Source organism: Corallococcus sp. AB038B, from assembly GCF_003668955.1.
Classification (GTDB): Bacteria; Myxococcota; Myxococcia; order Myxococcales; family Myxococcaceae; genus Corallococcus; species Corallococcus exiguus.
The window spans coordinates 2,133,941-2,155,265 of sequence record NZ_RAWO01000001.1 but is presented as its reverse complement, the minus strand read 5'-3'; the positions used below and the strand labels follow the sequence as shown (position 1 = coordinate 2,155,265).

At 68.8% G+C, this 21,325-nt stretch carries 18 protein-coding genes; 8 read left to right on the top strand and 10 right to left on the bottom strand.

What is annotated here, in order from left to right:
- Positions 1-321 precede the first annotated feature (321 nt).
- The 3 genes from D7Y04_RS09060 to D7Y04_RS09050 are packed head-to-tail and all read right to left on the bottom strand — an operon-like array spanning position 322 to position 4,690.
- The gene (locus D7Y04_RS09060; protein ID WP_121758957.1) at positions 322-2,034 is read right to left on the bottom strand and encodes a sodium:solute symporter; all 1,713 of its coding nucleotides are present in this window, start codon (positions 2,032-2,034) and stop codon (positions 322-324) included.
- Positions 2,031-2,210 carry a hypothetical protein gene (locus D7Y04_RS09055; RefSeq protein ID WP_120575079.1) on the bottom strand — a complete coding sequence of 60 codons (180 nt, stop codon included), beginning with the start codon at positions 2,208-2,210 and terminating at the stop codon, positions 2,031-2,033. Before D7Y04_RS09055 ends, D7Y04_RS09060 begins: the two co-directional genes overlap by 4 nt.
- The gene (locus tag D7Y04_RS09050; protein WP_121758956.1) at positions 2,207-4,690 is read right to left on the bottom strand and encodes a PIG-L family deacetylase; all 2,484 of its coding nucleotides are present in this window, start codon (positions 4,688-4,690) and stop codon (positions 2,207-2,209) included. Before D7Y04_RS09050 ends, D7Y04_RS09055 begins: the two co-directional genes overlap by 4 nt.
- A gap of 132 nt (positions 4,691-4,822) precedes the next feature.
- Here D7Y04_RS09050 and bshC point away from each other — a divergent pair, with 132 nt between their 5' ends.
- Genes bshC through bshA form a run of 3 tightly spaced genes read left to right on the top strand, consistent with a single transcriptional unit; the run spans position 4,823 to position 8,411 of the window.
- Positions 4,823-6,448, top strand: a complete 1,626-nt coding sequence (bshC, locus tag D7Y04_RS09045; protein ID WP_121758955.1) for a bacillithiol biosynthesis cysteine-adding enzyme BshC — start codon at positions 4,823-4,825, stop codon at positions 6,446-6,448.
- Positions 6,445-7,251: a bacillithiol biosynthesis deacetylase BshB1 gene (gene bshB1, locus D7Y04_RS09040; RefSeq protein WP_121758954.1), complete on the top strand. Its 807-nt coding sequence runs from the start codon at positions 6,445-6,447 to the stop codon at positions 7,249-7,251. Before bshC ends, bshB1 begins: the two co-directional genes overlap by 4 nt.
- Positions 7,248-8,411 carry an N-acetyl-alpha-D-glucosaminyl L-malate synthase BshA gene (gene bshA, locus D7Y04_RS09035; protein ID WP_121758953.1) on the top strand — a complete coding sequence of 388 codons (1,164 nt, stop codon included), beginning with the start codon at positions 7,248-7,250 and terminating at the stop codon, positions 8,409-8,411. The genes bshB1 and bshA overlap by 4 nt, the downstream gene beginning before the upstream one ends.
- 23 nt (positions 8,412-8,434) lie before the next feature.
- On the opposite strand, the gene D7Y04_RS09030 is transcribed toward bshA, so the two are convergent.
- On the bottom strand, positions 8,435-9,292 hold the full coding sequence (locus D7Y04_RS09030) for a DUF2911 domain-containing protein (protein WP_121758952.1): 858 nt from the start codon (positions 9,290-9,292) through the stop codon (positions 8,435-8,437).
- Positions 9,293-9,452: 160 nt separating this feature from the next.
- Between D7Y04_RS09030 and D7Y04_RS09025 the strand changes: the two genes are divergently transcribed.
- Positions 9,453-10,814 carry a PQQ-dependent sugar dehydrogenase gene (locus D7Y04_RS09025; protein WP_121758951.1) on the top strand — a complete coding sequence of 454 codons (1,362 nt, stop codon included), beginning with the start codon at positions 9,453-9,455 and terminating at the stop codon, positions 10,812-10,814.
- Positions 10,815-10,885: 71 nt separating this feature from the next.
- On the opposite strand, the gene D7Y04_RS09020 is transcribed toward D7Y04_RS09025, so the two are convergent.
- Complete coding sequence (locus D7Y04_RS09020) at positions 10,886-12,640, bottom strand: Ig-like domain-containing protein (protein WP_121758950.1); 1,755 nt, start codon at positions 12,638-12,640, stop codon at positions 10,886-10,888.
- A 70-nt stretch (positions 12,641-12,710) separates the two neighbouring features.
- Positions 12,711-13,703: an AraC family transcriptional regulator gene (locus tag D7Y04_RS09015; protein ID WP_121758949.1), complete on the bottom strand. Its 993-nt coding sequence runs from the start codon at positions 13,701-13,703 to the stop codon at positions 12,711-12,713.
- 35 nt (positions 13,704-13,738) lie between these two features.
- Between D7Y04_RS09015 and D7Y04_RS09010 the strand changes: the two genes are divergently transcribed.
- Together D7Y04_RS09010 and D7Y04_RS09005 are read left to right on the top strand one after the other, a co-directional pair.
- Entirely contained in the window at positions 13,739-14,680 is a 942-nt protein-coding gene (locus D7Y04_RS09010; RefSeq protein ID WP_121758948.1) for an alpha/beta hydrolase, read from the top strand.
- A 144-nt stretch (positions 14,681-14,824) separates the two neighbouring features.
- Positions 14,825-16,303: an FAD-dependent monooxygenase gene (locus D7Y04_RS09005; RefSeq protein WP_121758947.1), complete on the top strand. Its 1,479-nt coding sequence runs from the start codon at positions 14,825-14,827 to the stop codon at positions 16,301-16,303.
- Between the two features lie 27 nt (positions 16,304-16,330).
- Here D7Y04_RS09005 and D7Y04_RS09000 read toward each other — a convergent pair whose 3' ends face one another.
- The 3 genes from D7Y04_RS09000 to D7Y04_RS44385 all read right to left on the bottom strand — a co-directional run bounded on the left by D7Y04_RS09000 (position 16,331) and on the right by D7Y04_RS44385 (position 18,214).
- Positions 16,331-16,672 (bottom strand): hypothetical protein, encoded by a 342-nt coding sequence (locus D7Y04_RS09000; RefSeq protein WP_120593438.1) that lies wholly within the window; start codon positions 16,670-16,672, stop codon positions 16,331-16,333.
- A 212-nt stretch (positions 16,673-16,884) separates the two neighbouring features.
- The gene (locus D7Y04_RS08995) at positions 16,885-17,913 is read right to left on the bottom strand and encodes a hypothetical protein (protein ID WP_121759325.1); all 1,029 of its coding nucleotides are present in this window, start codon (positions 17,911-17,913) and stop codon (positions 16,885-16,887) included.
- Between the two features lie 13 nt (positions 17,914-17,926).
- The gene (locus tag D7Y04_RS44385; RefSeq protein WP_158627469.1) at positions 17,927-18,214 is read right to left on the bottom strand and encodes a hypothetical protein; all 288 of its coding nucleotides are present in this window, start codon (positions 18,212-18,214) and stop codon (positions 17,927-17,929) included.
- Positions 18,215-18,342: 128 nt separating this feature from the next.
- Here D7Y04_RS44385 and D7Y04_RS08985 point away from each other — a divergent pair, with 128 nt between their 5' ends.
- Complete coding sequence (locus tag D7Y04_RS08985; RefSeq protein ID WP_121758945.1) at positions 18,343-19,419, top strand: DUF3592 domain-containing protein; 1,077 nt, start codon at positions 18,343-18,345, stop codon at positions 19,417-19,419.
- A 3-nt stretch (positions 19,420-19,422) separates the two neighbouring features.
- On the opposite strand, the gene D7Y04_RS08980 is transcribed toward D7Y04_RS08985, so the two are convergent.
- Complete coding sequence (locus D7Y04_RS08980) at positions 19,423-20,325, bottom strand: LysR family transcriptional regulator (protein WP_121758944.1); 903 nt, start codon at positions 20,323-20,325, stop codon at positions 19,423-19,425.
- Positions 20,326-20,430: 105 nt separating this feature from the next.
- Between D7Y04_RS08980 and D7Y04_RS08975 the strand changes: the two genes are divergently transcribed.
- A complete protein-coding gene (locus D7Y04_RS08975) occupies positions 20,431-21,303 on the top strand; it encodes an aldo/keto reductase family oxidoreductase (RefSeq protein ID WP_121758943.1) in 873 nt (290 codons plus the stop codon).
- Positions 21,304-21,325 lie beyond the last annotated feature (22 nt).

Sequence of the window (21,325 nt, the reverse complement as noted above, 5' to 3'; positions counted from 1 at the left end):
GCACTCAGACCAGTTGGCCATGTAGCACGCCCCCTTGTAGAGGCGCCCCAGGCCGTCACGGCACTTCCCCGACTCCGATGACTTCAGCTTCACCCAGCACTTCGGGCGCTGCTTCAGGTCGGCGGCAAAGTCATCGTCTGACTCTGGTGCGATGGCTTGATCCTCCACCGCCACTGTGCGGCCTCGAAGCACGACAACGGCCACTGCCGCTCCGGCAAGGAGGACAGCAACTGCGATCGCGATCACCCTCATCCGATTCATGACGTCTCCCGGGACGAGGGCAAGCCTACCGCTCCATGGCGCGCCCATCCACGAGAGGCCTCAAGCCTCCGTCGCCGGGGCCGGCGTCTCGCCGCGTGGCAGGACGCCCTGCATCACCAGGCTCAGCACCACCACCAGCGCACAGCCGATGACGTTGAACCAGAGGTAGCCCACGTCGGAGAGGAAGAAGAGGGCAATCACCGTCGCCTGGGAGATGACGGCCGCCGCGAACACGGCATGGCCGCGCACGTGCTTCACGAAGAAGGCCACCAGGAAGAGGCCCAGCACCGTGCCGTAGAAGATGGAGCCCAGGATGTTGATGGCCTGGATGAGGTTGTCCAGCAGCGAAGCGAAGGTCGCGAAGGCCACCGCTACCAGCCCCCAGAACACGGTGAACAGCTTGGACGCCACCAGGACATGCCGGTCCGAGGCGTCGGGCCGGAACACCCGCCGGTAGAAGTCCACCGTCGTGGTGGTCCCCAACGCCACCAGCTCGCTGGAGATGGAGCTCATGGCCGCGGACAGGATGACGGCGATGAGCAACCCGAACAGCCCGCTGGGCAACCAGCGCTTCACGAAGGCGATGAAGATGTAGTCCGAGTCCTTCGTCTCCGCGCCCGGAAGCGCACGCACCACCATGGCCTTGGCCTCCTTGCGGACCTCGCTCGCCTGCCGCTGTGCGCCCTGGAGCAGCGCCCGTGACGCCTCGCCGGCCGCCACGTCGCCCGACTCGATGGCCGACAGGTAGCGCTCCACCTCCTCGCGCTTGCCGGACTGGACCTGCTCCCACTTCGCTTCCAGGTCGGCGTACTCGGCCGCCTGCGCCGTGCCCTGCACGCGGGTGCGCAGCGCGTCGTTGAAGAGCAGCGGCGGCGTGCTGAACTGGTAGAAGACGAAGACGAGAATCCCGACGAAGAGGATGAAGAACTGCATCGGGATCTTCAGCACGCCGTTGAAGAGCAGCCCCAGCCGGCTCTCGGAGATGGAGCGGCCCGTCAGGTAGCGACCCACCTGGGACTGGTCCGTGCCGAAGTACGACAGTGACAGGAACAGACCTCCCGTGATGCCGGACCAGAAGTTGTAGCGGTCCTGCATGTCGAAGTCGAAGCTCACCACGTTCATCCGGCCGAACGCGCCGGCGACGTCCACCGCCTTGCCGAACGACACGTGCTCCGGCAGGCGCCAGAGGATGACCGCGGCGGCCATCACCATGCCGCCCATCATCACCACCATCTGCTGCTTCTGCGTCTGGCTCACCGCCCTGGAGCCTCCCGTCACCGTGTAGAGGATGACGAGCGCGCCCATGACGATGACCGTGGGCTCCAACGGCCAACCGAGGATGGTGGAGAGGATGATGGACGGCGCGTAGATGGTGATGCCCGCGGCCAGCCCTCGCTGGATGAGGAAGAGGAAGGCGCCCAAGAGCCGCGTCTTCAGGTCGAAGCGCGACTCCAGGTACTCGTACGCGGTGATGACGTTCAGCCGGTAGTAGATGGGCACGAAGACCGCGCTGATGATGATCATCGCGAACGGCAGCCCGAAGTAGAACTGCACGAAGCGCATCCCGTCCTCGTAGGCCTGCCCGGGGACGGAGAGGAAGGTGACGGCGCTTGCCTGCGTGGCCATGACGGCCAGGCCAATGGTGGGCCACCGCAGCTCACGGCCTCCACGCATGTACTCGTCGCTGGTGGCCTGCCCCCGGGACTTCCAGAGGCCCCACACCACGATGAACGCAATCGTCCCGCCCAGGACCAGCCAGTCGAGCCCCGTCACGCGTACGCCTCGGTGAGGCCCCAGAACACGGCGACGAACAGCACGAAGGCGCCCAGCACCAGGATGTAGATGTTGCGCCAGGAGCCCAGCAGCGGAGGCGCGTCATCGAGCTCGGGCCGGCGCACGGGGGCGACGGCGGCGGGCTCGGGAGGGGTCAGGTTGGGAGCGGTGCTCATGGAGAAAGGATGTTGGCCAACAGGCGGTAGGCGCCGGGAACCCCGGCGGGGAGCTGACGGAAGAAGGCGAGGCCCGTGTAGATGAAGGTGCCCTTGCCATGACGCGCGACCAGCAGCGCGCCCTGGAGCGGCGCCTCGCCGGCATCGTGCATGGCGAACACGGGCTGATAGCGGGCGTCCCACGACGACGCGAAGTAGAGGCCACGCTCCTGCACCCAGCCCTCGAAGTCCGCGGCCGTCAGCGCATTGGGCGCGCGCAGCAGCGGTTCATTGGCGCGCACGGGAGTCATCGCCGCCGTCTCATCCGTCACCCGGTCGCGGCCAATCTCCAGCGGATAGGGCCCGACGAAGGACGTGAGCGGCCCCACGCGGCTGTTGGTGTTGTACTGCACCACCAGCCGCCCGCCGCCTTCCACGTACTGGAGCAGCCGCTCCCGGTGGACGGCCAGGTGCGTGTTGGCGTTGAAGGCGCGCACGCCCACGAGGATGGCGTCGAAGCGCTCCAGCGGCTCCCGGGCCAGCCGCTCCTCGGGAAGCAGCGTCACCTCGTAGCCCACCGCGCTCAGGCTCTCCGCGACGCGGTCGCCCGGACCGGGGATGTAGCCAATGCGCTTGCCCTTCATGGCCAGGGAGAACGGCACCCCCGTGGCCGTGGAGGGCTGGCGCACCGTCAACGGCGGGATGTGGGGATGGGACACGGAACGGGCACTCCACGACCAGGCGCGGTCCCCCACGTCGACCTCCACGGAGAGGACTCCCTCCTGCTTCGAGCCCGGGGGCGGAGTGATCTGGAAGGTGACGGTGCGCTCGTCTCCGCGGGCCGCGAGCTTGAACTCGACCGACGCGGGCTCCACGCGCCAGCCGGGCGGCGCCACCATCCGCACCGTGCCCGGCACCTGGTCCATCCCCGCGGCCAGCACCACCGGCACGGCCCGGGACTCGCCGTTGGGGAACATGAGCACGTCCTCCGCCAGCGTGGCGGTGACGGGCGGGACGACCTCGAAGTCACGATAGAGTTCGCCGCGCACCGGGTCCGTCCAGGCGTGGACCACCGGACGCACCGCGCGGAAGCGCCGGCCCGCGACCTGGTACTCGAACGCCACCGACAGCGCGGGAACGCCCTCCGGCTGGCCGGTGAGCGCGCGGTCCTCGCCCTTGAGCGTGTAGAGCCCTCCGGTGACAGGCTCCCGGAGCCAGTAGGGCGTGGAGATGGGCGCCGTCGTCGGCAGCGTCACCGTGCGCGACAGCTTCAGGGGCACGTTCGCGGCCAGCGCCTTCCCCACGGCCTCGGTCTTCTCGCCTGGCAGCGTCAGCCCCACCCACTCGACGGCGGCAGGCGAGCGGTTCAGCGCCACCACATCCAACGCCACGGGCAGCCCCGGGATGCCCGTGGGCGCGGCGGCGCGCACCTCCAGGAACAGCCCCGCGCAGTGGGCGATGAGCGCCTCCACCTCACGCAGCTTGGGCGCCTTCCACGGGTGGGTGTCCGGCAGCGCGGTCAGCACCTCGTGGACGCGGACGAGCGCGGGCAGGGAGCGGTGAGGGGCGCGCGCATCGAACGCCTTCGTCGCGGCGGCCACCGCGCGGGACACCGCCTCCGAGCCCGTCCAACGCTTCCAGGAGAAGTCGAGCCCCTCGAACACGTCGCGCTTCGGAAGCGTCCCCGCCAGCGGCGTGAAGTACTCGGCGGCGGGGCCCCGGTCCGCGGCCTGACCGAAGCCCTGGCTCTTGTGCTGGCTGCGGCTCTCCGCGGCCACCTCGCCCCATGAACGCCCGAGCAACGCGTCGTAGCCGCCCACCTCCAGCTTCACGTAGCGGGACAGGTCCTCATCCGGCTTGAACGACCACGAGGAGGCGTTCTGCAGCAGGCGGTCCGCCTTCCACGGCTTCACCTCGGACAACTGCTCGGGGAAGCGCTTCGGGTCTGCGGCGGCGATGAAGGCCTCCGCCGCCAGCAGCGCGGAGGCCGTGTGGTGGCCGTGGTTCGGAGGCTCCGTGGTGAAGCGGGTGATGATGACGTCCGGCTGGAAGCGCCGGATGGCGAGCACCACATCCGCCAGCACCGCGTCATGTCCCCAGATGCGCAGCGTCTCTTCCGCGCTCTTCGAATAACCGAAGTCCCGCGCCCGCGTGAAGAACTGCTCCGCGCCGTCCACGCTCCGGGCGGCGAGCAACTCATGCGTGCGGATCAGCCCGAGCAGGGCGCCCTGCTCGGTGCCGATGAGGTTCTGCCCACCATCCCCGCGCGTCACGGACAGGTAACCCGTGCGCAGGCCGCGTTCTCCCACCAGCCATGCGAGCAGGCGCGTGTTCTCGTCGTCCGGGTGGGCCGCGACATAGAGCACACTGCCCGTCACACCGAGCCGCTTCAGGCCCGCCGCGATTTCACCCGCGTGGAGCTGCCGGGCTGGCCGCGCCACCGCCGTCGACCCGAATCCAAGGCTCATGGCCAGCATCATTCCGAGGAGCAGGTTCCGCATCCGGACGGACCCTATACCAACCCGCGCGGTCCGCATTCATTCCGGGATGACGCCCGCCGTCACGTCCGAACGCGGCGTGCGAGCGCGCACTTCCGGTGGCGGGCCCGCCGCGACCTGTTATCACCGCAAGCCGTGACGTCCTCCTTCTCGACCGCGTGGCTTCGCGGAGATGCGTCCGCGCTCTCCTTTCTTTCGGATGACTATCGGCACCGTGAAGCGCGCGCCCGGGCCGTGGCCGCCGCCGCGTCGCGCACGGTGTCGCCCGCGCTGCTGGACGTCCTCGCCGCGCAGAACGCGCGCCTCGCGCCGAGTCCCGCCCGGGAGCGAAACCTCGCGCTGCTCGCGCGGCCCGGCACCGTGGCGGTGGTGACGGGACAGCAGATGGGCCTCTTCCTGGGCCCGCTGTACACGCTCTACAAAGCCGCGTCCGCCATCGTCACGGCGCGCGCGCTCCAGGAAGAAACCGGCCGGCCCTGTGTTCCCGTCTTCTGGCTTCAGACGGAGGACCACGACCTTCCGGAGATCGACCACTGTGTCATCCCACGTCCGGGCGGAGGGCCCTGTCGCCTGGCGCTCGAGCTTCCAGATGCGGCCACGTCTCGAGCGCCCATCGCCCACCGCCACCTGGGCCCGAGCGTCCTCCCCGCCCTGGCCACCCTCCGCGCCGAGCTGGGAGCAGAACCCCACGCGGAGGAGTTCCTCTCCCTGCTGGAGCGGGCCTACCGTCCCGAAGCCACGCTCGCGGGTGCCTTCACTGACGTGCTGTCGTCCCTCTTCGCCAGCGAGGGCCTGGTCTTCCTCGACCCGAGAGACGCACGGCTCGCGCCCCTGGCCGCGCCCGTGCATCGCTTCGCCCTCCAGGAAGCGGGAACACTCTCCGCGGTGCTCGCGGCCCGTGCGGAGGCGCTCACCCGCGCGGGCTACGCGGTGCAGGTCCATGTCCGCCCCGGCTCGCCGCTCAGCTTCTTCTCACCAGATGCGCTCGAGGGCCCGCGCTACCGGCTGGATCCGGCGGAAGCAGGCGCCTGGAGTCTGGTGGGCCACCCGGAAGGCAGCACCATCCCCCACGACGCGCTGCACGCCGCCCTGGAGCGTGAACCGCTGCGCTTCACCACGTCCGCGCTGCTGCGCCCCTTCCTCCAGGACACCTGGCTCCCCACGGCGGCGTATGTCGGCGGCCCGGGCGAGCTGGCCTACTTCGCGCAACTGGCGCCGCTCTACGCCCACGCGGGCCAGCCGATGCCGCTCGCCATTCCCCGGGCCCGTTTCCGCGTGCTCGATGACCGCGCGCGCCGGTGGCTGGGCAAGGTGGGGCTCCAGCCGGATGAGGTGAACGTGCCGCGCGACACGCTGCTCACGCGGCTGGCCACGCGGAATGCCCTGGAGCCGGTGGAGACGCCCGAGGCCCTGGAGGCCCGCCTCTTCAACGCATTCTCCTCCGAGCTGGAGCGCGTCGCCGGACAGGTGTCGGCGGTGGACGCGAGCCTCCAGGATGCGCTGCGCCGCACCCAGGGCACGGTGCGGGTCGCGGTGTCCCGGCTGACGGGCCGCTACCGCCGCGCGCTCGCCCGGCGCGATGCCACGGCGGCCGGACAGGTGGACCGCCTGCGCACGTTCCTCTTCCCGGAGGACGCGCCCCAGGAGCGTGTCCTGGGGCTGCCCTACTTCGCCTGCCGCATCGGGACGCGTGCCTTCACGAAGCAGGTGCTGGACGCGTGTGTCCCCTTCTCCGGTGACTCGAAGGACCTGACGCCATGACCGCGAGCAGCACCGCCTACGACATCGACGTCCTCGCCTTTGGTCCACACCCGGATGACGTGGAGCTGTTCTGCGGCGGGCTGATGGCGAGCATGGCCGCCCGCGGCTACCGCACCGGCATCGTCGACCTGACGCGCGGCGAGAAGAGCTCGCGCGGCACGCCGCAATCCCGCGCGGAGGAGACAGAAGCCGCCACCCGCGCGCTGGGGCTGTCCCACCGGGAGAACCTGGAGCTGCCAGACGGCTGGCTCAATCCATGGGCGGGCTTCGACACGCCCGAGCCCGAGCGCGCCCGCACCGCCGCCGTGGTCCGCGTGGTGGAGGCGCTGCGCCGCCTGCGTCCGGAGCTGGTCGTCGTGCCCTGGGAGCAGGAGCGACACCCTGACCACGAGGCAGCCAGTGCGCTGGTGACGCGCGCCCTCTTCTTCGCGGGCGTGCGCAAGTTCGACGCGCAGTCCGCCGCGGAGCCCTTCACGCCGCGGCAGGTCCTCTACTATCCGCTGCGGCACCTGGCCGAGCCTGGCGTCATCATCGACGTCTCCGCCGTCTACGAGCGAAAGCTGGCGGCGGTGCACTGCTACGCCAGCCAGGTGATGCCCCGCCCGGACGCTCCGCCCACGCTGGTGGGCTCACCGCTGTCGCTGTCCTCGCTGGAGGCCCGGGACCGCTTCCATGGCGCGCAGATTGGCGTCACCCACGGCGAGCCCTACATCCTCCGCGAGGCGCTGGGACTGGCCGATCCGCTCGACCACTTCCGAAGGAATAGCTTCGCCAGGCCGCTGTTCTTCCCAGCACGCTCATGAACGCCCCGCTCAACGTGGCCATCACCTGCTTTCCGACGTTCGGTGGCAGCGGCATGGTCGCCACGGAGATTGGCCTCGCGATGGCGGACCGGGGCCACCGCGTCCACTTCATCGCCCGGGACCTGCCAGTCCGCCTCCATGGCGCGAACCGGAAGGTCGTCTTCCACGAGGTGACGGAGAGCGACTACCCGGCGCTCCAGCAGTCCAGCACCTATCCCATCGCGCTGGCCTCCAAGATGATTGAGGTCGCCAGCTACGAGCGCCTGGACATCCTGCACGTCCACTACGCGGTGCCGCACGCCACCGCCGCGTGGATGGCGCGCGAGGTGCTGGGCCCCAGGGCGCCGCGCATCGTCACCACGCTGCACGGGACGGACACCACGCTGGTGGGAATCGACCCCAGCTACCTGCCGATTACGCGCTTCTCCATCATGCGCAGCGACGCGGTGACGGTGCCGTCGGCCTACCTGCGCCGCGCGACGTGGCGGGGCTTCGACATCCCCGAGAACGTCCCCATCGACGTCATCGCCAACTTCGCGGACACCGCGCGCTTCGCCCCGGTGCGCGACCGCGCCTGCCTGCGCGCGCTCTTCCCGGCCCTGCACGACCACGAGCCGGTGCTCATCCACGTCTCCAACTTCCGGCCGGTGAAGCGCATCGTCGACGTGGTCTCCATCTTCACGGAGGTCCACCGCCGCCGTCCCTGCCGGTTGGTGATGGTGGGAGACGGTCCAGAGCGCTCGCCCGCGGAGCGGATGCTGCGGGAGATGGGCCTGGAGGACCGCGTCGCGTTCCTCGGCAAGCAGGACCGCTTCGAGGAGCTGCTCGCCGCCTCCGACGTCTTCCTGCTCCCCAGCGAGCAGGAGAGCTTCGGGCTCGCCGCGCTGGAGGCGCTGAGCTGCGGCATTCCCGTGGTGGCCAGCGACCTGGGCGGAATCCCAGAGCTTGTCACGCACGGAGAGACGGGCTTCCTGGCGCCGCTGGGGGATGTCCCCGCCATGGCCCGGCACGTGCTCACGCTGGTCGAGGACGCGGAGCGCTGGCGGGGCTTCTCACACCGCGCGCGGGCGCGGGTCCTGGAGCACTTCCAGATGGCCCCCGCCATCGACCGCTACGAGGCGCTCTACCGCCGGCTCCTGACGGAGCCCCTCGGTCGCTGAGGGGCCCCGGGAGCTGAAGCGGGCTACTTCTTGTTCTTCCACTCCGCCAGCGACTGGGTGACCTGGTCACGGGCGTAGAAGTTCTTGTCCTTCTGCCCCAGGTCCCACGCGGTCTGCGCGGCCTTGCGGGCCTCGGCGTACTTGCCCATCTGCGACAGGACGTTCGCGCGAGTCCAGTGGGCGTACCACGTGGGGTTGGCGGCCACGGCCGCGTCGGCGTGCTTCAGCGCGGCGGGAAGGTCCTGGGGAGTGCCCGACAGGTAGGAGGCCGCGTTCGCGTGCATGCTGGCCGCGCTCTTCTCCGCCTGCTCGATATTGGCCTTCGCGAAGGCGGCGGTGTCCACCGTGATGGGCACGGAGACGCGCAGCTTCTCCCACTCCAGATCCAGCCGCGTGCTGGTGTCCGTGGTGTCGGTGAAGAGGTACGTCAGGCGCTCGCGCGCCGGAATCGCCGTGGTGGTGGCGCTCACCGAGGCCACGTCCTTGGAGGCGTCATAGGGCGCGGCGCCCCGCCACAGGCCCAGGTCCGTGTTCAGCATCACCTTCCAGCCCTTCTGCGAGGGCAGGCTGACGATGGCATAGGAACCGGCAGGGACGGCCTTGTCGCCGAAGGTGACAGGGTGGCTGAAGGTGATCTTCGTCGCCGAGTTGGCGCCGCTGCGCCACGCCTTGTCATTGGGGACCAGCTCGCCCCAGACCTTCCGGCCCTTCACGCCGGGGCTGGAATATTCGACGGAGATTTCGGAGACACCCACCGCCTGCGACACCTTCGCCGCGGGGCTGGGGGCCGGCAGTTGAAGCTGCGCCAGCGCGGGCGTCGCCGCCAGGGTCATGAGCGCGGAGGCCATACAGCCGAAAAGCGGGTTCCTCATCGTCTTCACTTCGTCCTTTCCGACCCGCGAAGGGTCGCAGAGCCCGCGAAGTGTAGGGACGCGCAGTCGGATGTCCACCACCACCACCTGCCGTAACGCGCCCTTCCCAGTCGACCCGAAGAACGAGATGTTCGACCCTTCCTCCTTTTCCCCCTCTGGAGTGAGTCGAATGCGCATCCTGACAACGTCCCTCATCGTCGCCACCCTCCTGGTCGGTTGCCAGGAGGATCCAGAACCCACACCTCAGGACTCGGGCGTCACGCAGCAGGACTCGGGCGTCCCCCCACAGGACTCGGGCGTCACGGCAGACGCAGGCGTCACAGCGGACGCGGGCATCACTGAAGACGCGGGCGTCACCGAAGACGCGGGCGTTCCGGAGGATCCGCTCCCCAGCGGCCCCCCGGTTCCGCAGGGCCCGCCCAACGTGCCTGAAAACACGCAGGCCTTCCCCGGGCAGACGCGCGTCCCCGCCATCCAGACGAAGACGCCCTTCCAGGTCACGGAGATTGCCTCGGGCTTCAGGAACCCCTGGGCCATCGCCTTCCTGCCGGACCAGCGCATGCTGGTGACGGAGAAGGCCACCGGCTCGCTCTACATCGTCACGCAGCAGGGCGCGAAGTCCCCCGCCATCAGCGGCCTGCCCGCCGTGGACGCGCGCGGTCAGGGCGGCCTGCTCGACGTGGAGGTGGGGCCGGACTACGCAGAGAGCGGGCTCATCTACTGGACCTATACCGAGCCCCGCACGGGCGGCAACGGGCTGGCGGTGGCGCGCGCGCGGCTCGTGGACGGAGCGCAGCCTCGCGTGGAGAACGTCAAGGTCATCTTCCGCATGATGCCCACGCTCGAGTCGACGCTGCACTCTGGGGGACGGATGGTGTTCACCCCGGACGGCAAGCTGTTCGTCACGCTCGGGGAGCGCTCCATCCTCGCGGGCCGTGTCCAGGCACAGGACGTGAAGAGCCACTTCGGCAAGATCGTCCGCATCAATCCCGACGGCAGCGTGCCCCAGGACAACCCGTACCTGAACAACCCGGAGGCGAAGCCGGAGATCTGGTCCATCGGTCACCGCAACGTCCTGTCCGCGGCGCTCGACAGCCAGAACCGGCTGTGGACGGTGGAGATGGGGCCGCAGGGAGGTGACGAGGTGAACCGCCCCGAGGCGGGCAAGGACTACGGCTGGCCCACCATTGGCTATGGCGAGGAGTACTCCGGCGCGCCCATCCACCAGAGCACCCAGGCTCCGGGCATGGAGCAGCCCGTGTACTACTGGGACCCGGTGATTGCGCCCTCCGGGATGACCATCTACTCCGGGACCCTGTTCCCCGAGTGGCGCAACAACATGTTCATCGGCGGCCTGGCCGCCCAGACGCTGGTGCGGCTCATGGTGCGCAATGACCGCGTGGTGGGCGAGGAGCATCTCCTCAAGAACCTGAACGCGCGCATCCGCGAGGTGGTGCAGGGCCCCGAAGGCGCCCTCTACCTGCTCACCGACGCCACCAACGGCAAGCTGCTCAAGGTCACGCCGGAGTGAAGCATCCGTAGGCCACGCGCTCCCCACTCCCCGAGAGAATCAAACCTCGGGGAGCGGAAGGGGCGCCGTGGCTACTCCGCCGGCATCCAGGCCAGCCCCAGGTTCCTGGCGCTGCCCGAGTTCACGGTCTGGATGTCTCCACCGTCGGCCAGATTCGCGCTCCGGACCGCGGTCCCCAGCCAATCCGCCCAATACAGCCGCCCGGCCGTGACATCGATGGCAATCCCATGCACCGTGTACTGCGGGTTGGTCACCAGGGCGGTGGCGCTGGAGCCGTCCAGGTTGGAGGCATAGAGGCTGCTGCCTCGGGTCGAGTAGTACATCTTCCCGCTGCTCGAATCGATCGCCAGGCCCACGCCCAGTCCGTTCAGGCTTGAAGCGACCGTCTCCGGGTTGGTGCCATCCAGATTGAACCGCACGATCCGGGTGTTGTTGTAGGTAATGACATACGCCTTGCCGTTCGGGACATCGAACGCGAGGGCGGACGGACTATCGATGTTGCCGACGACCTGCGTGGGATTGCTGCCGTCCAGCTCGGCGCGCATGACCCGATTGCCGTTGAAGTCGGACCAGTACAGCTTGCGGTTCGTCGAATCGACCGCAAGCCCGCTGGGGAAGCCTCCGTTCGCCACGACATCGACCGGGTTCGCCCCATCACTGTCCACTCGAACGATGGCGCTGTCGCGATTGTAGAAGACGGTACGGGTAACCGGGTCGGTTGCGAGAGAAGACGCCCCGCTGATGCCCGTCTTGAGCTCAATGGCATTCGTGCCGTTCACGTCGACCCGCCACAGCGAGTTGGAGGCCGTCATCCAGTAGAGGCGCGCAAGAACGGTGACGTCGACCGTGAAGGTGGTGGAGGTGGTGTCGGAGCCGTCACTCACCGAGAGGGTGATGGTGGTGGAGCCGCTGCCGCTGGCGACGGGAACCACCTTGAGGGTGCGACTGGTGCCGGAGCCCCCGAAGACGAGGTTCGCGGGGGCGTTGGGCACCAGGTCGGGATTGGAGGACGTGGCGATGACCGTGAGGCCGTCGGCGGCGGTCTCCACGTCGCCCACGGTGAAAGCCAGATCGCCGGTCGAGCTGCCAGCAGGGATGCGCTGGTCAGCCACCGGGGAAAGGGTGGGAACGTCGTTCACCGCGGTGACGTCGACCGTGAAGGTCGTGGAGGTGGTGGCGGAACCATCGCTCACCGAGAGGGTGATGGTGGTGGAACCGCTGGCGTTGGCGGCGGGAACCACCTTGAGGGTACGGCTGCCGCTGGAGCCTCCGAAAATGAGGTTCGCGGGAGCGTTGGGCACCAGGGCGGGGTTGGAGGACGTGGCGGAGACCGTGAGGCCGTCAGCGGGGGTCTCCACGTCGCTCAGGGCGAAGGCCAGGTCACCGGACGAGCTGTCCTCGGCGAGGGTCTGGTTGGCCACCGAGGAGAGCTCGGGCGCGTCATTCACCGGGGTGATGGTGAGGGTCACCGTGCCCTGAGCGCTTTGGCCCTGGCTGTTGGTGGTGCGAAAGACGAGCGCATCTTTGCCATTGTAGTCGGCGCTGGGGGTGTAGGTGATGGAGCCATTGGCGCGGATCTCACTCACCGCGCCGTGGTCCGGTGCATCGACGATGGTGAAGGTGAGTGCCCCATTGCCGCTGGCCGGCAGGTCCACCTCGAGGGGCGTGTCTTCCACCCCCTCGAGGATGACATCGCGGGCGACCGGCGGCGTCGGGGCGTTGGGCGCCGGATCCTTGTCGCGACAAGCGCCAAGGGTGCTGACGGCCATTCCAAGCACCCATGCGGTGCGCAATGCTGCGGCCCATCTTGAAGACACATATGACATGGACTTTCCTCTACTCCGTCCAGGCCTGGCCGGTCCACCCCATGCCTGGCGGGAGGGATGCTCACCTCCGTCACGCCCCGAGCGCTGAGTGAGCGAAGGACTCGCGCCGGAACGCTGCCGGGCCCGTGCCCTGCCAACGCTTGAACGCGCGGCTGAACGCAGGAACGCTCTCGTACCCCACGCGGCCTGCGATGGTCTCCACCTTCTCGGTGGTGTCGCGAAGCAGTTCCGCGGCCCGCGCGATGCGCCAGCGCGCGAGGTATTGGAGCGGGGATTCTCCCACGAGATCCGTGAAGCGCGCCGCGAACCCCGAGCGCGACATGCCCACGCGTCGCGCGAGCAGGTCGACGGTCCATGGGTCGGCGACGCGGGCATGCATGAGGCTCAGCGATTCGTAGATCCGTGGGTCGGCCACGGCGGCGATGGCGCCGCGCTGACATTGCCCCTCCCCTACCGTCGAGCGGAGGGCGAGCACGAACAGCACGTCAGCAAGACGCTGAAGCACGATGTTGCTCGCCGGTCGGGGCGACGCGCTCTCGGCGAGCATGAACTGAACCGCGGCGGAGACCCAAGGCACCGAAGCAGGGTCGCTCGCCGACAAGACGACGAGCGGCGGCACGCCTTGAAGGAGCACCGGGCCCAGTCCGTCGCTCAGTTCGAAGAAGCCAGCGACCAGGGTGGTCGCCGCGCCGCGTCCTCCGATGCGCAGGGGCCGCCGGTTGAGCGAGTACGAACCGTCGCAGACCGGGAACAGCTCGCTGTCAGCCGAATCGCGCAGCACGTGAGCCGTGCCGTGAGGGACGAAGCCGACATCTCCAGGCGAGAGGACATGCGTTCGCGCCCCCTCGACCTCGATTCGCGCGCTGCCGTGCGCGACCAGGTAGAAGCTCGCGCGATTCCGGCGGGGCATGCGAAGCCCCCACGGCACGCGCGCCTCGATGGGAGTGTAGAGAGCGTGCCGGATCAACGAGGCGCCGAGCACGTCGGCGACCGCGTCGCCACGTGGGTCTCGAAGCTCCAACGGCGTTGGCTTTTCAGCTAACAGGTTTGGAGTCTTGCGCATGGACCGTCCATAGCGCAGGCCTTATCCCAAGACCCATGAGCAAATCGAACCCTCGAAATGAAGCGCCCGCGCCGGTGGTGTCGGTGCGTCCAGTCGTCCTCCCCGCACCGGGGCGTGGCGCGGATCTGGAAGTGAGGGTCTCCGCGCCCGTCACGGGAAGCGGTTTGCCCATCATCGTCTTCGCGCATGGCCATGGCTCGTCGTCGGACGGCTATCTTCCCCTTGCGCATGATTGGGCGGCGCGTGGCTTCGTCGTGATCCAACCCACGTTTCTTGATTCGAGGACGTTCGGCCTCGGACCGGAGGATCCACGGAGCCCGTGGGTCTGGAAATTCCGCATCGAGGATGTCACGCGCGTCCTCGATCATCTGGACGTCATCGAAGCGTCCGTTCCGGGGCTCACGGGCCGCGTCGATCGCAGCCGGCTCGCCATGGCTGGACACTCATTCGGGGCACAGACGACGGCGATGCTGCTCGGCGCCAGAATCCGGGGACCCGATGGCCAGTTGAGTGAGGACCTTTCCGATCCCCGGATCCAGGTTGGCGTGTTGCTATGCGCAGGTGGCCGCGGGGGCGATGCGCTGAGCCCACTCGCGCGTGAGCATTTTCCGTATTTGAATCAGGTCTATGCCGAGATGACCACGCCGACCCTCGTCGTGGCGGGCGACCAGGACCATTCTCCTTTGACCGTCCTCGGTCCGGAGTGGTTCACGGACGCGTACACCTTGAGCCCGGGCCCCAAGTCGCTCCTGACGCTGTTTGGAGCCGAGCACATGCTGGGTGGAATCTCCGGCGATCTCGTGACGGAGACGACCGACGAGAACCCCGCGAGGGTCGCAGCCGTTCAGCGCCTCACCTGGGCGTACCTCCACGAGGCGTTCTACCCCGACAAGCGTGCGTGGGCCGTGGCGTGCGAGGAGTTGATGGCAAGCCCAACTCCGCAGGGACGGGTTGAAAGCAAACCACGGCCCCCCTGATTCGGGCAGGCGCTCGAGTTCGCCTCGCCAGCCCTCTCCGCTCTTTCCACAGCCAGCAAATGCCAGACCCCGGGTGTTGCCGCAAGCCCCCCCGGCCATGCTCCACCATCGTCCGTTTCGGTCCACGAGCGGGAGGTCGGAGAGATGCACACGGACAGGGTGACGCAGCACGCAGTGGTGATTGCTGGAGGAGGCCCGACCGGGCTGATGCTGGCGGCGGAGCTGGCGTTGGCGCAGGTGGACGTGGCCATCGTCGAGCGGCGAGCCAGTCAGGAGGTCGCCGGCTCTCGCGCGCGCGGCCTGCACGCGCGCAGCCTGGAGGTGCTCGACCAGCGCGGGGTCGTCGAGCGCTTCACCTCGCAAGGGCAAGCGGTCCAGAACGTCGCGTTCGGGCAGGCGCCCCTGGACCTCAGCGACTTCCCGACGCGTCACAACCATGGGCTCGCGCTTTTGCAGGAGCGCTTCGAGCGCATCCTGGCGGAGTGGGTGGCCGAACTGGCGGTGCCCATCTACCGTGGGTGCGAGGTGACGGGCTTCGCGCAGGACGACACCGGCGTCGACGTCGCGCTGTCCGACGGCCGTGCGCTGCGGGCGAAGTACCTCGTCGGATGCGACGGGGGCCGCAGCCTCGTCCGCAAGCAGGCGGGCATCGGGTTCCCGGGGTGGGACGCGTCCATCAGCTACCTCATCGCCGAGGTCGAGATGACCGGAGCGCCGTCGTTCGGCATCCGCCGGGACGAGAAGGGCACCTACGCCATGGGCAAGCTGGAGGACGGACGCGTGGGCGTCGTGCTGAGAGAGGAGCAGGTCTGCACGGGCGACGCGCCAACCCTCGAAACTCTGCGCGAAGGACTCGTCGCGCTCTACGGGACGGACTACGGCCTGCGCGGCGCCACGTACCTCTCCAGGTTCACCGACATGACGCGGCAGGCGGCGGCCTACCGGGACCGTCGGGTGCTCCTGGCCGGCGACGCGGCCCACGTGCACTCGCCCATGGGCGGACAGGGGCTCAACCTCGGCGTGCAGGACGCCGTGAACCTGGGGTGGAAGCTGGCCCAGGTCGTGCGCGGCGTCTCACCGGAGGACCTGCTCGACACGTACCAGGCCGAGCGGCACCCGGTCGCGGCCCGTGCGCTGCGCAAGACCATGGCGCAGACCGCGCTGAGCCGCGGTGACGCGCGGATGGACGCCGTGCGCGAGACGCTGTCCGAGTTGCTGCGGATGGACGGGCCGCGCAAGGAGTACGCGGCGATGATGTCGGGGCTGGACGTCCGCTACGACCTGGGCAACGGACACCCGCTGCTCGGGCGCCGCATGCCGGACCTCGACCTGATCACCGCCGACGGCCCCCGGCGCGTGTTCCACCTGCTGCACGACGCGCGGCCCGTGCTGCTCGACCTGGGCGAGCCCGGCACGCTCGACGTCACGCCCTGGGCGGACCGGGTTCGAAGCGTCGCCGCTCGCTACACGGGGGCGTGGGAGCTCCCGGTGCTCGGCTCGGTCACGGCGCCCGTCGCGGTGCTGATTCGACCGGACGGACACGTCGCGTGGGTCGGAGAGGGCACGGACCAGGGTCTGCGTGAAGCCCTGGCCCGATGGTTCGGCCCGGCGCTTGCGGCGTAACGCGTTTCGCTTGCCGCTAGCCCGGCGTCAGAAGTGGCAGGTCCAGTCCGAGCCGCAGTAGCCCGCGACGCCGTTGCAGCTGCACTCCCAGTTCTCGGTGCAGATCTGCTCGGTGCAGAACGGACCACCAGGGCCACCGCCACCGCCCGTGTAGGTGAACTCGCAGGTGTTCTGGACGCAGGTCGCGGTGCGAGCGCTGGGGCAGGAGTTCCGGCAGTCCTGGTCCGTGTCGCAAATGCTCTCATGACAGATGGGGCCGAGCATGGCCTGGCTGGAGGAGGCTTCCTCGTAGCTCGCGTTCGGGGCTTCCGCGGAGGCCACGGAGGCGGCGAGGAGGGTCGCGGCGAACAACTGACGGAAGAAGGACATGGGGCTCCTTGAGGGAAAGGCTCGACATCCGGAGATGTCGCGCCTCGATAAACATACAGGCTCCACGTTGTGGATGAACGGGTTCAGCCCGCCTCCCTCAACGGGGCCCCATGCGTTCTATCCTCCGGACAACTCTCGAAGTGTGCTCGCTGCGCATCGCATCAACTCGACAGTCCACCCGTTCCGGATGACGTCAATCGCAGACGGCAGCGCTACAGGAACTCGTCCCCTCCCCCAGTCTCCGGCTCCTGTGCGGAGAGGAGGACATCCCCGGGCCGCTGCTCCACGCGGAGGCCCAGTCCCATGGCCGTCAACTCCTCGAGCGCGGCGAGTGCATCCATGACGGGCGGGACATCGGCAACCCTGGCCGGCACGGCGATGCGCTCGAGACGCGAGCCCACCTGTTCCAGCAGCGTGTGAGGAGGGAGTGCCTCGAGGTATCGGCCATACAGATAGGCGGGCGCGGTCAGATGGGCCACATCGGAGGGCGGGACGGTCGCGACATACGCATCGAAGCGCGCCCTCACCTCCTCCACCGAAGTGTCCTGACGCCACAGGCCGAGCAGCGAGCGCAGGAAGTCCATCAACGGCTGCGACCGGGCCGAGCCCATCTGGGCCGAGGCGACCTCCAGCGCCCGCTCGGCGCGTGCGAGGTCGGGCTCGACGAAGAACAGCGGCAGCACTTCCTCAATGCCAGGGGTGTAGAGGGGCTCCGCGAGTTGCTCCGGCGCGCCCGCGAACGAGCGCAGCGTCTCGGGTTCGAGCGGCTCACCCGCCAGCCAGCGGCACCACAGCGCCTCGAGCGAGCCCGCGGAGAGCGACGCGCGGCGCAGCAGATGGGCTCGCGCCTGCTCCACGCCTCCGAACAACAAGACGGTCACCAGATCCTGGGCGGATGGCCCCTCGGGGAACTCGAGCGCATCCGCCCCCGTCCAGCGCGCGTACCGTTTGCGCTTCAGGTCGCGCTGGACCTCGCTCGCCACCTCGCTCCACGCGGACCAGGGCACACCGAGCGCCGCGTAGTCCTTCCGGAGGCGCTCGTCCGCGGGGGCCGAGACCTCGTTGGGGCGCTTCTTGAAGTCGGCCCGCACGCGCTTGAGTTCCTTCGCGAGCGCGGGCAGTTCCTCCGCCGGACAGCCGCCGGTCAGGAGCCGGAGATGGGAGATGGGAACGCCGTTCAACTTGAGCAGCCAGGCCTTGAACGCCGACCAGGCGGGTGCGGAGAGGTGTCGGATTTCCACGGTCTGTCCTCGCTCAGGCTGCGCCTGAGGCATTGGCGAATGGCACGAATGGCCGGCGCGGGAGGAGCTCCTCCGGGAGATGGAAGGACACCTCGCGCTGACAGAGGACCTCGCGTTTGTGCACATCCACGAGCTTCACCACCGCGGCATGGGGTCCTCCGGTGATGAGCTGGTTCGCCGCGCACGGCGCCAGGGACTCGACGCGTGCCGCGCGCGCCCGCGACACCCGCTGCCTGCCCCAGACGAACGCCCCGCCCAGCAACAAGGCCACGCCACCCACGAGCCATTTCAGGATGCGCACCGAGAACCCCTCGTCTTCGACCGCCCATGGGAAGGCGCTGTGCCCGGCCAGCATTTGTTCGCGGCATCAGGAGTGCGTCAAGGAGAGGCCGCTTCGTTCATTCCGGAGCCGCCCTGTAGACTGAGGCCATGTCTTCTCGCGCGACATCCTCCGCCTTGTGGCTCCTGCTCCTGTTGCCGCTGACAGCCGGCATGTTGACCGTGGATTTCTTCGTCGTATCCACCGCGGTCCTCCAGGCGCAGTCCGCGAGCTGGCCGACCGTGCAGGGCACCATCACCCGGAGCGAGGTGGAGACGGCGCGCTCGAACAAGAGCACCACCTATCGCCTGAAGCTGGCCTACACCTACTCCGTCGACGGACAGTCCCATGAGGGCGGCAAGCGCCGCTTGTACGCCTGGAGTACGGGGGACCTTGAGCCGGTGGAGGCGCTGGTGACGCGCTACCCCGTGGGGGCCAGCGTCCCCGTGTACTACCGCCCCGCGCAGCCCTCGGAGGCGGTGTTGCAGCCGGGCCCGGGGAGCGCGGAGCTGTTCATGCTCATGTTCCTGCTGCCCTTCAATCTGCTGACGATCTGGACGTGGATCGTCGCGTCGCGAAACTGGAGGCCAGAGCCGCCGCTCGTGCCCACCTTCTTCCGGGAGGACGGCAGCGAGTGCGTGACGCTCACTGAGCTGGGGACCACCTTCTGGGTGTTCCTGGCCTTGGGTGGCTCCGCCTTCCTTTGCGGCGTGTTCCTCGGAGGAGTCGCAGGGGGACACAACGCACCGGTGCTGGCGGGCATTGGGGCCTGGGGGCTCGTCATCGCCTGCGGTGTGCTCACCGGACGGGTGTCGAGCGCATGGCGGAAGGCCGGGCGCTTCGATCTGCGCCTCCACGTCCAGGCGCGCACGCTTTCCCTGCCGGCCGGCTCCGGACGGAAGCACCGGCTCGACCTACGGTGGCGCGACGTGCGGGCGATCCGCGTCGACCCGCCGGTTCGCGGGAATCAGCGGGGAAGCGTCAACCGCTACCCTCTCACGCTCGAACACGTCACCGCCGAAGGCGAATCGCGCCCGGAAATCATCGCCTACTTCCTCCGCGAGGAGCAGGCGGAAGCCATGGCACACTGGCTGCGAACGCACCTGGATGTTTGCGAGGCGGCTCCGGAAGAACGGCGCGCCGCGCAGCCTCGCGCCAGGCCTCCAGGCCTCCAACGACTGTCTTGAAGGTCAGCTCCACGGTGTCGACTTGATGAAGTCGACGAACGTGCGCAGCGGCACCGGCAGGTGCTTCCGGCCCGAGTAGTAGAGGAAGGGCCCCGAGAAGCTCGGCCACCACCGTTCGAGCACGGGCTCCAGTTCTCCCCGGTCGATATACGGGCGCAGCCAGTCCTCCAACAGATAGACGATTCCACCGCCCGCGACCGCGGACTCCACGGCGAGGTCGGTGCTCGTGTTGAGGCTGAAGAGCAGCGGCCCTTTGGGTTCGACGTGGATTGTCTCTCCACGACGCTCAAACTCCCACGCGGGCACCGGTCCACTCAGCAAGCGCCCGCGCAGGCAGTCGTGTTCGAGCAGCTCGCGAGGATGCTTCGGCCGGCCCCGACGATCGAGGTAGGCGGGCGAGGCGGCCGCCGCGTAACGCTGCGTGCGTGGCCCGATGGGCACCGCCACCATGTCCTGCTCGAGGCGCTCCTCGTAACGGATCCCGGCGTCATAGCCTTCCGCGACCACGTCGATGAGCCGCTCTTCGGCGGTCACCTCCATGGAGATGTCGGGGTACTTCGCGAGGAACGGCTGCACGATGCGAGGGAGGATGAGGCGCGCGGCGGCGATGGGCACATTGAGCCGCAAGCGCCCCGCGGGCCGGTCACGGAAGGTGTTGACCACGTCCAGTGCCGACCGCACCTCACCCAACGCTGGCGTGAGCCGTTCGAGCAAACGCGCCCCCGCGTCCGTCGGCGTCACGCTGCGCGTGTTCCGGTGGAGCAAGCGAACGCCCAGACGGGACTCGAGGCGGCGGATCGCATCACCCAAGCGGGAGGCGCTCGTGCCCGACGCACGAGCCGCGCTGCGGAAGCCGCCCTCGCGAGCGACCGCCAGGAACGCCGTAAGGTCAGAGAGGTCATCCATCACCGTGCGGATTTTCGCACGACCTGTGCGGATTGCCACCGATAGTCGCGCAGTGATTCCTTGCGTAAACGAGTGGGCGACCTCAAACAACGAAGGAGCCTCGCCGTGGCCCACAATCACATCTCCAGCAGCTACCGCATTGGCACACACACCGTTCGCCGCGTGGGTTACGGCGCGATGCAGCTCTCCGGCCCCGGCGTCTTTGGCCCGCCCAGTGACCGCAAGGCGGCGGTCGCGGTGCTGCAAGAGGCCATCGCCCAGGGCGTCGACCATCTGGACACCAGTGACATCTACGGCCCCCACGTGACCAACCAGCTCATCCGTGAGGCGCTGCACCCGTATCGCGACGGTCTGGTGATCGCCACGAAGGTCGGCGCGGTCCGCGGGCCCAACGGTTCCTGGGAGCCTGCGTTCTCCCCCACTGACCTTGAACGCGCGGTCCACGACAACCTGCGCAATCTCGGGCTCGAGGTGCTCGATGTCGTGAACTTCCGTGCGATGTTCAGCGCCGTGGGCCCGGTGGAAGGCTCCATCGAGGCGCCGCTCACCGCTCTCGCGGAGCTTCAGCAGCGAGGCCTCATCCGCCACATCGGCTTGAGCAACGTCACGCCGACGCAGGTCGCCGAGGGCCGCAAGGTCGCCGAGATCGTCTGCGTGCAGAACCACTACAACCTGGCGCACCGGCGGGACGACGCCCTGCTCGACCAACTCGCCGCCACGGGTACGGCCTACGTGCCGTTCTACCCGCTGGGCGGTTTCACGCCGCTGCAGTCGAGCGCGCTGAACGACGTGGCCACGCGGTTGGGCGTGACACCCATGCAGGTGGCGCTGGCCTGGCTGCTGCACCGGTCCCCCAACGTGCTTCTCATCCCGGGTACGTCGTCAATCACACACCTCCGGGAGAACCTCGCCAGTGCGGAGCTCACCTTGAGCGCGGAGGACATGGACACCTTGAACCATCTTGCAGAGCGGACCTGACCGCATGCGAGCGGGCCCCCAT